Here is a 15,736-nt window from a genome sequence, read left to right as displayed (position 1 = left end):
GCCGCACACCAAGTTCGAAGCCGAAGTGTACGTGCTGTCCAAGGAAGAAGGTGGTCGTCATACTCCGTTCTTCAAGGGCTACCGTCCGCAGTTCTACTTCCGTACCACCGACGTGACCGGTTCGTGCGAGCTGCCGGAAGGTGTTGAGATGGTGATGCCGGGCGACAACGTGAAGATGGTTGTTACCCTGATCAAGCCGATCGCCATGGAAGACGGCCTGCGCTTCGCGATTCGCGAAGGTGGTCGTACCGTTGGCGCCGGCGTGGTTGCCAAGATCGTCGAATAACGATTGATCTGTCTGTAGCAGGTCGGCATAATAGTCGGCCTGACTCTTTCTAGGCCAGTAGCTCAATTGGCAGAGCGGCGGTCTCCAAAACCGCAGGTTGGGGGTTCGATTCCCTCCTGGCCTGCCAAATTCGACGTCGGATTTGGCAATCTTTTGCAGGGTTCTAGCAGATGAATATCAAAGCTGAAGCCAAAGACACGCGCTTCGATCTGGTGAAGTGGCTTGTTGTGGCTGCTTTGGTGGTCGTTGCCGTCGTTGGTAATCAATATTACTCCGCTGAGCCGATTCTTTACCGGGTGTTGGCATTGCTGGTCGTTGCTGCGGTTGCAGGCTTGGTCGCTTTGCAGACAGTCAAGGGGCAGGCCTTCTTCGTTTTGCTGAAGGAGGCTCGTGTCGAAATTCGGAAAGTTGTTTGGCCGACTCGCCAGGAAACTACCCAGACCACCTTGATCGTGGTTGCGGTGGTTCTGGTTATGGCGTTGCTGTTGTGGGGTTTGGATTCCTTGCTCGGCTGGCTGGTTTCCATGATCGTAGGTTAAAGGATTTCTCGTGGCTAAGCGTTGGTATGTTGTGCATGCTTACTCGGGTTACGAGAAGCATGTGATGCGCTCCCTGATTGAGCGTGTGAAGCTTGCTGGCATGGAAGAGGACTTTGGCGAGATCCTGGTTCCGACCGAGGAAGTGGTCGAAATGCGAAACGGCCAGAAGCGTAAGAGTGAGCGCAAATTCTTCCCGGGTTATGTGCTGGTTCAGATGGAAATGAATGAGGGTACATGGCACTTGGTCAAGGATACTCCTCGCGTCATGGGCTTCATCGGTGGTACGGCTGATAAGCCTGCACCCATCACCGACAAGGAGGCTGAGGCTATTCTGCGTCGGGTCGCCGATAGTGGTGACAAGCCGAAGCCGAAAACGCTGTTTGAGCCGGGCGAGGTCGTGCGTGTTGCGGATGGTCCTTTCGCTGACTTTAATGGCGTAGTGGAAGAGGTTAATTACGAAAAGAGCCGCATTCAGGTTGCTGTGCTCATTTTCGGTCGCTCTACTCCCGTAGAGCTGGAGTTCAGTCAGGTCGAGAAGGTCTAGCTGAAAGAATCCCATACCCCGCAGCTGTTGGCTGCGGGGTTTTGTCGTCACTGGGATAAACAAGTCGCATGGGGGAGCCGCAAGGCGCTATCACCCGTAACGGAGTATTTATGGCTAAGAAAATTCAAGCTTATATCAAGCTTCAGGTAAAGGCCGGTCAGGCCAATCCGTCGCCGCCGGTAGGCCCTGCGCTGGGTCAGCATGGCGTGAACATTATGGAGTTCTGCAAGGCGTTCAACGCCCGTACCCAGGGCCAAGAGCCTGGTCTGCCGACTCCGGTGATCATTACTGTATACAGTGATCGCAGCTTTACGTTCGAAACCAAGAGTACTCCGGCTGCTGTCCTGCTGAAGAAGGCCGCCGGCGTGGCCAGCGGTTCTGCGCGTCCCAACACCCAGAAAGTCGGTACCGTGACTCGTGCACAGCTGGAAGAGATCGCGAAAACCAAGAACGCCGATCTGACCGCTGCTGATCTTGAAGCCGCTGTGCGTACCATCGCTGGCTCTGCCCGCAGCATGGGCCTGAACGTGGAGGGTGTGTAATGGCTAAGTTGACCAAGCGCCAGAAGGCCATCGCCGAGAAGGTCGAGGCCGGCAAGCAGTACGCTTTTGAAGATGCTGCCAAGCTGTTGTCCGAGCTGTCCGCGGTGAAATTCACCGAATCCTTCGATATTGCCATCAACCTTGGCGTTGATCCGCGCAAATCCGATCAGGTCGTACGCGGTGCTACCGTCCTGCCGAACGGCACCGGCAAGACTGTTCGCGTGGCCGTATTCACCCAGGGTCCCGGCGCTGAAGCTGCTCTGGCCGCCGGGGCTGATCGCGTCGGTATGGACGAGCTTGCTGCCGAAATGAAAGGCGGCGATCTGAACTATGACGTCGTCATCGCTTCGCCCGATGCCATGCGTGTCGTTGGTCAGTTGGGTCAGGTGCTCGGTCCGCGTGGCCTGATGCCGAACCCGAAAGTCGGCACCGTTACTGCTGATGTCGCCACTGCGGTCAAAAATGCCAAGGCTGGTCAGGTGCGCTTCCGTACCGACAAGAACGGCATCATCCATACCTCCGTTGGCAAGGTTGGGTTTGAAGCTGGCCAGCTGAAGCAGAACGTCGAGGCGTTGCTCTCCGACCTGAAGCGTCTGAAGCCCTCTACTTCCAAAGGTATCTACGTCAAGCGCGTGACCCTGAGCACCACCATGGGTCCGGGCCTGGTCATCGATCAGGCTTCCCTCGAGGCGTGAGGCAATACGACCCCGCTGCGGCAGGGTCGGCAAGATTGGGGTCCCTGCCTGGCGGGGGCTATCCAAGACCGTAGGCGGCGTAAGCCTTAAACCGAAGGAGTGATCCTTCAGCCTACGCAGAGGTGCTCCCGATTCGTACCGAATCAGACACCAAAACCCGTCCGGTTTCGACCGGATGAACCGGTAACATCCAGGAGTAAACCCGTGGCAATCAAACTCGAAGACAAGAAGGCCATCGTCGCTGAAGTCAACGAGGCTGCCAATGCTGCCCTGTCCGCTGTCGTGGCTGATGCCCGTGGCGTGACCGTGGGGGCCATGACCGGACTCCGTAAAGAGGCCCGCGAAGCTGGCGTTTACGTGCGTGTCGTACGTAATACCCTGCTCAAGCGCGCCGTTGAAGGCACTCAGTTTGACGTGCTCAACGACGTGTTCAAAGGCCCGACCCTGATTGCATTCTCCAACGAACATCCGGGCGCTGCCGCTCGTATCTTCAAGGAGTTTGCCAAGGGTCAGGACAAGTTCGAGATCAAGGCCGCTGCGTTCGAGGGTCAGTTCCTCGCAGCCAATCAGATCGATGTACTGGCAACCCTGCCGACCTACGACGAAGCCATTTCGCAGCTGATGAGCGTGATTCAAGGCGCTACCAGCAAGCTGGCTCGTACTTTGGCGGCCATTCGCGACCAGAAGGAAGCCGCTGCTGCCTAAGGCAAGCTGCGCTTTCGACTTCTTAATGAATTAGATGGCCGCAGGCCGTCACCTCAATACAGGAATTAGAGTCATGGCTCTGACCAACGAAGACATCATCAACGCCGTTTCCGAAATGTCCGTGATGCAGGTTGTTGAACTGATCAAGGCAATGGAAGAGAAGTTCGGTGTTACCGCTGCCGCCGCTACCGTCGCTGCTGCTGGCCCGGCGGCTGCCGCTGTCGAAGAGCAGACCGAGTTCACCATCGTTCTGGCCGAAGCTGGCGACAAGAAAGTGAACGTTATCAAGGCTGTTCGCGAGCTGACCGGCCTGGGCCTGAAAGAAGCCAAGGCTGTCGTTGACGGCGCCCCGGGCGTGGTCAAGGAAGGCGTTTCCAAAGAGGAAGCCGAAGCTGCCAAGAAGGCTCTGGAAGAAGCTGGCGCCAAAGTCGAGCTTAAGTAAGCGACGACCTTGCGTCTACAGCCGAAGCGCTCCGCGCAAGGCTGACGGCTGGTGGCTCTTGCCACCGGCCTTTTTCCGTTCTGAAAGACTGGCGATGAGCTGTCTTTCGCGGGAAGAGCCACCCCGCCGGGTGGAGCGAATCAAGGGTTCGCAAGATTTTCTGGCAGCTCCCGTCGGGAGAGGCCACAAGCAGGTGACCAAGCTGGGGAACGCTGATGGCTTACTCATACACTGAGAAAAAACGTATCCGCAAGGACTTTAGCAAGTTACCGCACGTGATGGACGTGCCGTATCTTTTGGCCATCCAGCTGGATTCGTATCGCGAATTCCTGCAGGCGGGAGCGACCAAAGATCAGTTCCGCGACATTGGCTTGCATGCAGCCTTCAAATCCGTTTTCCCGATTATCAGCTACTCCGGCAATGCAGCGCTGGAGTATGTCGGCTACCGTCTCGGCGAGCCGGCTTTCGACGTCAAGGAATGCGTGTTGCGCGGTGTGACCTTCGCGGTTCCGCTGCGGGTCAAGGTGCGCCTGATCATTTTCGACAAGGAGTCGTCGAACAAGGCCATCAAGGACATCAAGGAGCAGGAAGTCTACATGGGGGAAATTCCCCTGATGACCGAGAACGGTACCTTCATCATCAACGGTACCGAGCGCGTTATCGTTTCCCAGCTGCACCGTTCGCCGGGTGTGTTCTTCGATCACGACCGTGGCAAGACCCACAGCTCCGGTAAGCTGCTGTACTCCGCGCGGATCATTCCCTACCGCGGTTCCTGGTTGGACTTCGAGTTCGATCCGAAGGACGCCGTGTTCGTGCGTATCGACCGTCGCCGCAAGCTGCCGGCCTCCGTACTGCTGCGTGCATTGAACTACAGCACCGAGGAAATCCTCGATGCGTTCTATGACACCAACGTCTTCCATGTGAAGGGCGAGACCCTTGCGCTCGAACTGGTCCCGCAGCGTCTGCGCGGCGAGATCGCTTCCTTCGATATCAAGGATGAAAGCGGTAAGGTCATCGTCGAGCAGGGTCGTCGCATTACTGCGCGTCACATCAATCAGCTCGACAAGTCCGGCATCAAGGAACTTGAGATGCCGATGGACTATGTGCTGGGCCGTACGGTAGCCAAGGCAGTTGTGCATCCGGCCACCGGCGAGATCATCGCCGAGTGCAATACCGAGCTGACCGTCGATGTCATGGCGAAGATCGTCAAGGCCCAAGTGGTGCGTTTCGAAACGCTGTACACCAACGATATCGACTGTGGCCCGTTCATTTCCGACACGCTGAAGATCGACTCGACCACCAATCAGCTGGAAGCGCTGGTCGAGATCTACCGCATGATGCGTCCTGGCGAGCCGCCAACCAAGGATGCCGCCGAGACCCTGTTCAACAACCTGTTCTTCGCGTCCGAACGCTACGACCTGTCTGCCGTCGGTCGGATGAAGTTCAACCGTCGTATCGGTCGTACCGAGATCGAAGGCTCCGGTGTACTCAGCCGCGAAGATATCGTCGCGGTGCTCAAGACCCTGGTCGATATCCGTAACGGCAAGGGTATCGTCGATGACATCGACCACCTGGGTAACCGTCGTGTGCGTTGCGTCGGCGAGATGGCCGAGAACCAGTTCCGCGTCGGTTTGGTGCGCGTCGAGCGTGCGGTCAAAGAACGTCTGTCGATGGCCGAAAGCGAAGGCCTGATGCCGCAGGATCTGATCAACGCCAAGCCGGTCGCGGCGGCGGTGAAGGAATTCTTCGGTTCCAGCCAGCTGTCGCAGTTCATGGACCAGAACAACCCGCTCTCGGAGATCACCCACAAGCGCCGCGTCTCCGCGCTCGGCCCTGGCGGTCTGACCCGTGAGCGTGCCGGCTTCGAAGTGCGTGACGTGCACCCGACTCACTACGGTCGCGTTTGCCCGATCGAAACCCCTGAAGGTCCGAACATCGGTCTGATCAACTCGCTGGCCGCCTACGCCCGCACCAACCAGTACGGTTTCCTGGAAAGCCCGTACCGTGTGGTCAAGGAGGGCGAAGTCACCGACGAGATCGTGTTCCTCTCGGCCATCGAAGAGGCTGACCACGTGATCGCCCAGGCCAGCGCCAAGCTGGATGGCCGCAAGCTGGTCGACGAACTGGTTGCCGTGCGTCATCTGAACGAATTCACCGTCAAGGCGCCGGAAGACGTCACGCTGATGGACGTATCGCCGAAGCAGGTGGTTTCCGTCGCCGCATCGCTGATCCCGTTCCTTGAGCACGACGACGCCAACCGCGCCCTCATGGGCTCCAACATGCAGCGTCAGGCCGTACCGACTCTGCGTTCGGACAAGCCGCTGGTGGGTACCGGGATGGAGCGCAACGTGGCGCGCGACTCCGGCGTCTGCGTGGTCGCCCGTCGTGGTGGCGTAATCGATTCGGTCGACGCCAGCCGTATCGTCGTGCGTGTGCATGACGCAGAAGTCGAGACGGGCGAAGCCGGTGTCGACATCTACAACCTGACCAAATACACCCGCTCCAACCAGAACACCTGCATCAACCAGCGCCCGCTGGTCAGCAAGGGTGATGTGGTCGAGCGTGGCGACATCATGGCTGACGGTCCGTCCACCGACATGGGCGAGCTGGCTCTGGGGCAGAACATGCGCGTCGCGTTCATGCCCTGGAACGGCTACAACTTCGAGGACTCCATCCTCCTGTCGGAGCGTGTGGTTCAGGAAGACCGTTTCACCACCATCCACATTCAGGAACTCACCTGCGTCTCGCGTGATACAAAACTCGGTCCAGAGGAAATCACCGCGGACATCCCCAACGTGGGCGAGGCTGCGCTGAACAAGCTGGATGAGGCGGGCATCGTCTATGTCGGTGCCGAGGTCGGCCCGGGTGACATTCTGGTGGGCAAGGTCACGCCGAAAGGCGAGACCCAGCTGACCCCGGAAGAGAAACTGCTGCGCGCGATCTTCGGTGAGAAGGCCAGCGATGTTAAGGACACCTCCCTGCGCGTGCCGACCGGCACCAAGGGCACTGTCATCGACGTGCAAGTGTTCATCCGTGACGGCGTGGAGCGCGACTCCCGTGCCCTGGCTATCGAGAAGATGCAGCTCGACGAGATCCGCAAGGACCTCAACGAGGAGTTCCGTATCGTCGAAGGCGCTACCTTCGAGCGCCTGCGCTCGGCTCTGGTGGGCGCGACTGCTGAAGGCGGCGCTGGCCTGAAGAAAGGTGCTGTCATCACTGACGAGATCCTTGATGGGCTGGAGCACGGCCAGTGGTTCAAGCTGCGCATGGCTGAAGATGCGCTGAACGAGCAGTTGGAGAAGGCTCAGGCCTATCTGTCTGATCGCCGTCAGCTGCTCGACGACAAGTTCGAAGACAAGAAGCGCAAGCTGCAGCAGGGCGATGACCTGGCGCCGGGCGTGCTGAAGATCGTCAAGGTCTACCTCGCGATCAAGCGCCGTATCCAGCCGGGCGACAAGATGGCCGGTCGTCACGGTAACAAGGGTGTGGTCTCGGTGATCATGCCGGTCGAAGACATGCCGCATGACGCCAACGGCACGCCGGTCGACATCGTGCTCAACCCGCTGGGTGTGCCGTCGCGTATGAACGTCGGTCAGATCCTCGAAACCCACCTGGGCCTCGCGGCCAAGGGACTGGGCGAGAAGATCAACCTGATGCTGGAAGAACAGCGCAAGGTTGCCGAGCTGCGCAAGTTCCTGCACGAGATCTACAACGAGATCGGCGGGCGTCAGGAAAGCCTGGACGAGCTGAGCGATCAGGAAGTGCTGGATCTGGCTAACAACCTGCGCAAGGGCGTGCCGATGGCCACGCCGGTGTTCGACGGTGCCAAGGAGCGCGAGATCAAGGCCATGCTGAAGCTGGCCGATCTGCCGGAAAGTGGTCAGATGCAGCTGTTCGATGGTCGTACCGGCAACAAGTTCGAGCGCACCACCACGGTCGGCTACATGTACATGCTCAAGCTGAACCACCTGGTCGACGACAAGATGCACGCGCGTTCCACCGGTTCCTACAGCCTGGTTACCCAGCAGCCGCTGGGCGGCAAGGCGCAGTTCGGTGGTCAGCGCTTCGGGGAAATGGAGGTCTGGGCGCTGGAAGCCTACGGCGCCGCGTATACCCTGCAGGAAATGCTCACGGTCAAGTCGGACGACGTGAACGGGCGGACCAAGATGTACAAGAACATCGTGGACGGCGATCACCGCATGGAGGCCGGCATGCCGGAATCCTTCAACGTGCTGATCAAAGAAATCCGCTCGCTCGGTATCGATATCGATCTGGAAACCGAATAACCACGCACCGCCTACGCGGCGCCGGCGAGAGCCGGCTGCCGCAGGTCCGTGAGGAGGAAAGGCCTTGAAAGACTTGCTGAATCTGTTGAAAAACCAGGGTCAAATCGAAGAGTTCGATGCCATCAAGATTGCCCTGGCTTCGCCCGAGATGATCCGTTCCTGGTCCTTCGGTGAAGTGAAGAAGCCGGAGACCATTAACTACCGCACCTTCAAGCCGGAGCGCGATGGCCTGTTCTGCGCCAAGATCTTCGGGCCGGTGAAGGACTACGAGTGCCTGTGCGGCAAGTACAAGCGCCTCAAGCATCGTGGCGTGATCTGCGAGAAGTGCGGCGTGGAAGTCGCGCTGGCCAAGGTGCGCCGCGAGCGCATGGCGCACATCGAGCTGGCTTCGCCGGTTGCCCACATTTGGTTCCTGAAGTCGCTGCCGTCCCGTATCGGTCTGCTGCTGGACATGACCCTGCGTGATATCGAGCGCGTGCTCTATTTCGAGAGCTACGTGGTCATCGATCCGGGCATGACCACGCTGGAAAAGGGCCAGCTGCTGAACGATGAGCAGTACTTCGAGGCGCTGGAAGAGTTCGGCGATGATTTCGATGCCCGCATGGGTGCCGAGGCCGTGCGCGAACTGCTCAACCAGATCGACCTGGAACACGAAATTGGTCGCCTGCGCGAAGAGATCCCGCAAACCAACTCGGAAACCAAGATCAAGAAGCTGTCCAAGCGCCTCAAACTGATGGAAGCTTTCCATGGCTCGGGCAACCTGCCTGAGTGGATGGTGCTGACCGTGCTGCCGGTACTGCCGCCGGACCTGCGTCCGCTGGTTCCGCTGGATGGCGGCCGTTTCGCGACCTCGGATCTGAACGATCTGTATCGCCGTGTCATCAACCGTAACAACCGTCTCAAGCGCCTGCTCGATCTGTCCGCGCCGGACATCATCGTGCGCAACGAAAAGCGCATGCTGCAGGAAGCGGTCGACGCGCTGCTGGACAACGGCCGTCGCGGTCGGGCCATCACTGGTTCCAACAAGCGCCCGCTCAAGTCCCTGGCCGACATGATCAAGGGCAAACAGGGGCGTTTCCGTCAGAACCTGCTGGGCAAGCGCGTGGACTACTCCGGTCGTTCGGTGATCACCGTCGGCCCGACCCTGCGTCTGCATCAGTGCGGTCTGCCGAAGAAGATGGCGCTGGAGCTGTTCAAGCCGTTCATTTTCGGCAAGCTGGAAATGCGCGGCATGGCGACCACCATCAAGGCCGCCAAGAAGATGGTCGAGCGCGAGCTTCCCGAGGTTTGGGACGTGCTCGCCGAAGTCATCCGCGAACATCCCGTGCTGCTCAACCGTGCGCCGACGCTGCACCGTCTGGGTATCCAGGCGTTCGAGCCGGTGCTGATCGAGGGCAAGGCGATCCAGCTGCACCCGCTGGTTTGTGCGGCGTACAACGCCGACTTCGACGGTGACCAGATGGCCGTGCACGTGCCGCTGACGCTGGAAGCTCAGCTGGAAGCGCGCGCGCTGATGATGTCGACCAACAACATCCTTTCGCCGGCCAACGGTGAACCGATCATCGTGCCGTCGCAGGACGTGGTTCTGGGTCTGTACTACATGACCCGCGAAGCCATCAATGCCAAGGGCGAAGGTCGCGTGTTCGCTGACCTGCAGGAAGTCGACCGCGTATTCCGTGCCGGTGAAGCCTCGCTGCACGCGCGGATCAAGGTGCGTATCCACGAGACCGTCAAGGAGCGCGATGGTAGCGTTGCCAACAATGTACGCATTGTCGATACCACCGTGGGGCGTGCACTGCTGTTCCAGATCGTGCCGGCCGGCCTGTCGTTCGACGTGGTCAACCAGCCGATGAAGAAGAAGGCGATCTCGAAGCTGATCAACCTGTGCTATCGCACGGTGGGGCTGAAGGACACCGTTATCTTCGCCGACCAGCTGATGTACACCGGTTTCGCCTACTCGACGATTTCCGGCGTTTCCATCGGCGTGAACGACTTCGTCATCCCGGACGAGAAGGCGCGCATCATCGACGCCGCTACCGAGGAAGTGAAGGAGATCGAGAGCCAGTACGCTTCCGGCCTGGTCACCCAGGGCGAGAAGTACAACAAGGTGATCGACCTCTGGTCCAAGGCTAACGACGAAGTGTCCAAGGCGATGATGGCCAACCTCTCGCGCGAGAAGGTCATCGACCGCGAGGGCAAGGAAGTCGAGCAGGATTCCTTCAATTCGATGTACATGATGGCCGACTCCGGTGCGCGGGGCTCCGCGGCACAGATTCGCCAGCTCGCCGGTATGCGCGGCCTGATGGCCAAGCCGGACGGTTCCATCATCGAGACGCCGATCACTGCGAACTTCCGTGAAGGTTTGAACGTACTGCAGTACTTCATCTCGACCCACGGTGCGCGCAAGGGTCTGGCGGATACTGCGCTGAAGACTGCGAACTCCGGTTACCTGACCCGTCGTCTGGTCGACGTCGCGCAGGATCTGGTGGTGACCGAGATCGACTGCGGCACCGAGCAAGGCCTGCACATGACGCCGCACATCGAGGGTGGTGACGTAGTCGAGCCGCTGGGCGAGCGTGTGCTCGGTCGGGTAATTGCGCGTGACGTGCTCAAACCGGGTACTGAAGAGGTTCTGGTACCGGCCGGTACCCTGATCGACGAGCAGTGGGTCGATTTCATCGAACTGAACAGCATCGACGAAGTGATCGTGCGCTCGCCGATCAGTTGCGAGACGCGTTATGGCATCTGCGCCAAGTGCTATGGTCGCGATCTGGCCCGCGGGCATCAGGTCAACATCGGTGAGGCAGTAGGGGTTATCGCTGCGCAGTCCATCGGTGAGCCGGGTACTCAGCTGACCATGCGTACGTTCCACATCGGTGGTGCGGCGAGCCGGACTTCTGCCGTCGACAACGTGCTGGTGAAGAACGGCGGTACCATCCGCCTGCACAACCTGAAGTACGTCGAGCGTACCGACGGTGCGCTGGTGGCGGTTTCCCGCTCCGGCGAACTGGCAGTGGCCGACGACTTCGGTCGCGAGCGCGAGCGCTATAAGCTGCCGTACGGCGCGGTTATCTCCATTAAGGAAGGTGACAAGGTCGATGCGGGCTCGGTAGTCGCTAAGTGGGATCCGCACACCCACCCGATCGTGACCGAAATGAAGGGTATCGTGACCTTCGTCGGCATGGAGGAGAACATCACCATCAAGCGTCAGACCGACGAACTCACCGGTCTGACCAACATTGAGGTGATGGATCCCAAGGACCGTCCGGCCGCTGGCAAGGATATCCGTCCGGCAGTCAAGCTGGTCGACGCGAATGGCAAGGACCTGCTATTGCCGGGTACCGACGTTCCGGCGCAGTACTTCCTGCCGGCCAACGCCCTGGTCGGCGTGGCTGATGGCGCCGAAGTGAGTGTGGGTGACGTCATCGCACGTATCCCGCAGGAGACTTCCAAGACCCGCGACATCACCGGTGGTCTGCCGCGTGTGGCTGACCTGTTTGAAGCGCGTCGTCCGAAGGAGCCTTCGATCCTGGCGGAAATCAGCGGCACCATCAGCTTCGGCAAGGAGACCAAGGGCAAGCGCCGTCTGGTCATCACGCCGACCGATGGCAGCGATCCGTACGAGGAGCTGATTCCGAAGTGGCGTCACCTCAACGTCTTCGAAGGCGAGCAGGTGAACAAGGGGGAAGTGATCTCCGACGGTCCGAGCAACCCGCACGATATCCTGCGTCTGCTGGGTGTCAGCGCGCTGGCCAAGTACATCGTCAATGAGATCCAGGACGTTTACCGCCTGCAGGGCGTTAAGATCAACGACAAGCACATCGAGACCATCCTGCGGCAGATGCTGCGCAAGGTCGAGATCACCGAGTCGGGTGATTCCAGCTTCATCAAGGGTGACCAGATGGAGCTGACTCAGGTGCTGGAAGAAAACGAGCGTCTGAGTGAAGAGGACAAGTTCGTCGCCAAGTACGTGCGCGTCCTGCTGGGTATCACCAAGGCCTCGCTGTCGACCGAATCGTTCATCTCCGCAGCCTCCTTCCAGGAGACTACGCGGGTGCTGACCGAGGCGGCCGTCACTGGCAAGCGCGATTATTTGCGCGGCCTGAAGGAGAACGTGGTCGTGGGTCGTCTGATCCCGGCCGGTACCGGGCTGGCCTATCACAGCGAGCGCAAGCGCAAGCGTGATGCCGACAAGCCGGTCCGCGTGAGTGCCGATGAGGTCGAAGCGGCGCTGACCGAGGCGCTGAATTCCAGCGGCAACTGAGTGCCAGCCCCCGACGCGAGTCGGGGGCTGCCTTGACGGTGTGCGAGAAGCTCTTTAGACTCTCGTACCCCTAATTTGGCGGGGCTTCGCGCCCTGCCATTTTTCGTTTGTGTCGAAAGACAACAGTGGAGCTAGTAGATGGCAACTATCAACCAGCTGGTACGTCAGCCGCGCAAGCGCGTCGTCGAAAAGAGCGACGTCCCTGCGCTGCAAAACTGCCCGCAACGCCGTGGCGTGTGCACCCGTGTGTACACCACCACGCCGAAGAAACCGAACTCCGCACTGCGTAAAGTGTGCCGTGTTCGTCTGACCAATGGCTTCGAAGTCGCCTCGTACATCGGCGGTGAAGGCCATAACCTGCAAGAGCACAGCGTTGTGCTGATCCGTGGCGGTCGCGTCAAGGACCTCCCGGGTGTGCGTTACCACACCGTGCGCGGTTCGCTGGATACCTCGGGTGTCAAGGATCGTAAGCAGGGTCGTTCCAAGTACGGCGCCAAGCGTCCGAAGTAAGCACATTTCTATTTATTTGAGTCGATAAGAGTAAGGTCGGGCGTGCTCTGTCACCGTCCCGAGCTAACCTGAAGACCGTTTTGAGGGCTTATCAATGCCAAGACGTCGTGTAGCGGCCAAACGCGAGATTCTGGACGATCCGAAGTACGGAAGTCTGATCCTGGCCAAGTTCATGAACCACGTGATGGAAAGCGGCAAAAAAGCTGTTGCCGAGCGTATCGTTTATGGTGCTCTGGACAAGGTTAAAGAGCGCAAGAATGGCGACCCCCTGGAAATCTTCGAAAAAGCACTCGACGCCATCGCTCCGCTGGTCGAAGTGAAGTCCCGCCGCGTAGGTGGTGCGACTTACCAGGTTCCGGTCGAGGTTCGTCCGTCCCGTCGCAATGCGCTGGCCATGCGCTGGCTGGTAGACGCTGCGCGCAAGCGTGGCGAGAAGTCCATGGCGCTGCGTCTCGCTGGCGAGCTGCTGGATGCTTTTGAAGGCAAAGGCGCTGCGGTTAAGAAGCGTGAAGACGTGCATCGTATGGCGGAAGCCAATAAGGCGTTCTCGCATTACCGCTTCTAATTCAAGCGCAAACTCTACGAGGACCTTATTGTGGCCCGTACTACCCCGATTAACCGCTACCGTAATATCGGTATCTGTGCCCACGTTGACGCGGGCAAGACCACTACTACCGAGCGGATTCTGTTTTATACCGGCCTCAGCCATAAGATGGGTGAAGTGCACGATGGCGCTGCTACCACCGACTGGATGGTGCAGGAGCAAGAGCGTGGTATCACCATCACCTCAGCTGCTGTAACGACCTTCTGGAAGGGTTCCCGCGGGCAGTTTGACAATTACCGCGTCAACGTTATTGATACTCCGGGTCACGTCGACTTCACTATTGAGGTGGAGCGTTCGCTGCGCGTGCTTGATGGCGCTGTTGTGGTGTTCTGTGGTACCTCTGGTGTTGAACCGCAGTCGGAAACCGTATGGCGCCAAGCCAACAAGTACGGCGTGCCGCGTATCGTCTATGTAAACAAGATGGACCGCCAGGGGGCTAATTTCCTGCGCGTGGTCAAGCAAATTAAGCAGCGTCTGGGGCATACCCCAGTTCCTGTGCAGATTGCCATCGGTGCGGAAGAGAACTTCGAAGGTCAGATCGATCTGATCAAGATGAAGGCGATCTACTGGAACGACGACGATAAGGGCACCACCTATCGCGAGGAAGAGATTCCGGCGGAGCTGATGGAGCTTGCCGAAGAGTATCGTTCCAACATGATCGAGGCAGCCGCCGAAGCCAGCGAAGAGCTGATGAACAAGTACCTCGAAGAAGGTGACCTGTCCGTCGACGAAATCAAGGCAGGCTTGCGTCAGCGCACAATCGCTTGCGAAATCGTTCCGGCTGTTTGTGGTTCTTCGTTCAAGAACAAGGGCGTTCCGCTGGTTCTCGATGCGGTAATCGATTACCTGCCGGCTCCGACCGAGATTCCTGCTATCCAGGGTGTTAATCCGGATAACGAGGAGCAGGTCGATGAGCGCCATGCCAGCGATGATGAGCCGTTCTCCGCTCTGGCCTTCAAGATCGCCACCGATCCTTTCGTTGGTACTCTGACCTTTACCCGTGTCTATTCCGGCGTGCTGACTTCCGGCGACTCGGTGATGAACTCGGTTAAGGGCAAGAAGGAGCGTGTTGGTCGGATGGTGCAGATGCACGCCAACCAGCGCGACGAGATCAAGGAGTGCCGTGCAGGCGATATTGCTGCTCTCATCGGTATGAAGGACGTTACCACTGGTGACACTCTCTGCTCGATCGAAAAGCCGATCATCCTTGAGCGCATGGACTTCCCTGAGCCAGTGATCCACGTTGCCGTTGAGCCGAAGACCAAGGCTGACCAGGAAAAGATGGGTGTTGCGCTGGGTCGTCTGGCTCAGGAAGACCCCTCCTTCCGTGTCAGGACCGATGAGGAAACCGGCCAGACCATCATCGGTGGTATGGGTGAGTTGCACCTGGATATCATCGTTGACCGTATGCGTCGCGAGTTCAATGTCGAGGCCAATATCGGTAAGCCGCAGGTCGCCTATCGCGAGATGATTCGCAACAAGTGCGAGATCGAAGGCAAGTTCGTTCGTCAGTCTGGCGGTCGCGGCCAGTTCGGCCATTGCTGGATTCGCTTCGAGCCTTCCGACGAAGGTCAGGAAGGTCTGGAATTTAAGAACGAAGTCGTTGGTGGCGTGGTTCCTAAGGAATACATCCCTGCCATCCAGAAGGGCATTGAAGAGCAGATGAAGAATGGCGTTCTCGCCGGTTATCCGCTGCTCGGCCTGAAGGCGACCGTGTTCGATGGTTCCTACCACGATGTCGACTCCAACGAAATGGCGTTCAAGATCGCGGCTTCTATGGCGACCAAGCAACTCTCTCAGAAGGGGGGTGCAGTACTGCTTGAGCCGATCATGAAGGTCGAGGTAGTGACTCCTGAGGACTACATGGGTGACGTGATGGGTGACCTGAATCGTCGTCGCGGTCTGATCCAGGGTATGGAAGATTCGGTCACGGGTAAAGTTATTCGTGCGGAGGTTCCGCTGGGCGAAATGTTCGGCTATGCAACTGACGTACGCTCCATGTCTCAGGGTCGCGCAAGCTACTCCATGGAATTCTCCAAGTACGCCGAGGCTCCGTCGAATATCGTCGAAGCTATTGTCAAAAAACAAGGTTGATTCAGCCCTTTAAGTAAGAGGTTTACTGTCGTGGCTAAGGAAAAATTCGAACGTAACAAACCGCACGTCAACGTCGGCACCATCGGTCACGTTGACCATGGCAAGACCACTCTGACTGCTGCGCTGACCCGTGTGTGCTCCGAAGTGTTCGGTTCCGCTCGTGTCGACTTCGACAAGATCGACAGCGCGCCGGAAGAGAAGGCTCGTGGTATCACCATCAACACC

Annotated in this window: 12 protein-coding genes, 1 tRNA gene and 1 pseudogene; all 14 read left to right on the top strand. The window is 58.8% G+C overall.

The features are described from left to right. Positions 1-286: pseudogene (gene tuf / locus U8L64_RS05245) on the top strand (elongation factor Tu); the annotation flags it as partial. A gap of 51 nt (positions 287-337) precedes the next feature. Beyond that, positions 338-413: transfer RNA gene (locus tag U8L64_RS05240), tRNA-Trp, on the top strand. A 43-nt stretch (positions 414-456) separates the two neighbouring features. Next, a complete protein-coding gene (gene secE, locus U8L64_RS05235; RefSeq protein ID WP_043299531.1) occupies positions 457-825 on the top strand; it encodes a preprotein translocase subunit SecE in 369 nt (122 codons plus the stop codon). A 10-nt stretch (positions 826-835) separates the two neighbouring features. Then, positions 836-1,369 carry a transcription termination/antitermination protein NusG gene (gene nusG, locus U8L64_RS05230; protein ID WP_003291424.1) on the top strand — a complete coding sequence of 178 codons (534 nt, stop codon included), beginning with the start codon at positions 836-838 and terminating at the stop codon, positions 1,367-1,369. Between the two features lie 110 nt (positions 1,370-1,479). Further along, positions 1,480-1,911, top strand: a complete 432-nt coding sequence (rplK, locus tag U8L64_RS05225) for a 50S ribosomal protein L11 (protein WP_043299530.1) — start codon at positions 1,480-1,482, stop codon at positions 1,909-1,911. Beyond that, complete coding sequence (gene rplA, locus U8L64_RS05220; RefSeq protein WP_043299529.1) at positions 1,911-2,606, top strand: 50S ribosomal protein L1; 696 nt, start codon at positions 1,911-1,913, stop codon at positions 2,604-2,606. The genes rplK and rplA overlap by 1 nt, the downstream gene beginning before the upstream one ends. 204 nt (positions 2,607-2,810) lie before the next feature. Continuing rightward, positions 2,811-3,311, top strand: coding sequence for a 50S ribosomal protein L10 (rplJ, locus tag U8L64_RS05215; protein ID WP_043299528.1), 501 nt, complete (start codon positions 2,811-2,813; stop codon positions 3,309-3,311). A 73-nt stretch (positions 3,312-3,384) separates the two neighbouring features. Continuing rightward, a complete protein-coding gene (gene rplL / locus U8L64_RS05210; RefSeq protein ID WP_003297700.1) occupies positions 3,385-3,753 on the top strand; it encodes a 50S ribosomal protein L7/L12 in 369 nt (122 codons plus the stop codon). A gap of 215 nt (positions 3,754-3,968) precedes the next feature. Beyond that, entirely contained in the window at positions 3,969-8,039 is a 4,071-nt protein-coding gene (gene rpoB / locus U8L64_RS05205; RefSeq protein ID WP_043299527.1) for a DNA-directed RNA polymerase subunit beta, read from the top strand. A gap of 64 nt (positions 8,040-8,103) precedes the next feature. Beyond that, positions 8,104-12,303 (top strand): DNA-directed RNA polymerase subunit beta', encoded by a 4,200-nt coding sequence (gene rpoC, locus U8L64_RS05200; RefSeq protein ID WP_043299526.1) that lies wholly within the window; start codon positions 8,104-8,106, stop codon positions 12,301-12,303. 138 nt (positions 12,304-12,441) lie between these two features. Next, entirely contained in the window at positions 12,442-12,813 is a 372-nt protein-coding gene (gene rpsL, locus U8L64_RS05195) for a 30S ribosomal protein S12 (RefSeq protein ID WP_003291416.1), read from the top strand. 94 nt (positions 12,814-12,907) lie between these two features. Continuing rightward, the gene (gene rpsG, locus U8L64_RS05190) at positions 12,908-13,378 is read left to right on the top strand and encodes a 30S ribosomal protein S7 (protein ID WP_003291415.1); all 471 of its coding nucleotides are present in this window, start codon (positions 12,908-12,910) and stop codon (positions 13,376-13,378) included. A 30-nt stretch (positions 13,379-13,408) separates the two neighbouring features. Next, positions 13,409-15,511, top strand: a complete 2,103-nt coding sequence (gene fusA, locus U8L64_RS05185; RefSeq protein ID WP_043299525.1) for an elongation factor G — start codon at positions 13,409-13,411, stop codon at positions 15,509-15,511. A 30-nt stretch (positions 15,512-15,541) separates the two neighbouring features. Continuing rightward, a partial coding sequence (locus tag U8L64_RS05180; protein ID WP_333394106.1) for a GTP-binding protein occupies positions 15,542-15,736 on the top strand: 195 nt, incomplete at its 3' end.

The sequence above is a fragment of the Pseudomonas sp. FIP_A4 genome (genome assembly GCF_036701605.1).
Classification (GTDB): domain Bacteria; phylum Pseudomonadota; class Gammaproteobacteria; order Pseudomonadales; family Pseudomonadaceae; genus Stutzerimonas; species Stutzerimonas phenolilytica.
This window is presented reverse-complemented; position numbering and strand designations above follow the sequence as displayed.

What these genes read in the sequence shown, in the direction of transcription:
- secE (WP_043299531.1), top strand. Translation starts at nt 457, where the DNA reads ATGAATATCAAAGCTGAAGCCAAAGACACGCGCTTCGATCTGGTGAAG.
- rplK (WP_043299530.1), top strand. Translation starts at nt 1,480, where the DNA reads ATGGCTAAGAAAATTCAAGCTTATATCAAGCTTCAGGTAAAGGCCGGT.
- rplA (WP_043299529.1), top strand. Translation starts at nt 1,911, where the DNA reads ATGGCTAAGTTGACCAAGCGCCAGAAGGCCATCGCCGAGAAGGTCGAG.
- rplL (WP_003297700.1), top strand. Translation starts at nt 3,385, where the DNA reads ATGGCTCTGACCAACGAAGACATCATCAACGCCGTTTCCGAAATGTCC.
- rpoB (WP_043299527.1), top strand. Translation starts at nt 3,969, where the DNA reads ATGGCTTACTCATACACTGAGAAAAAACGTATCCGCAAGGACTTTAGC.
- rpsL (WP_003291416.1), top strand. Translation starts at nt 12,442, where the DNA reads ATGGCAACTATCAACCAGCTGGTACGTCAGCCGCGCAAGCGCGTCGTC.
- rpsG (WP_003291415.1), top strand. Translation starts at nt 12,908, where the DNA reads ATGCCAAGACGTCGTGTAGCGGCCAAACGCGAGATTCTGGACGATCCG.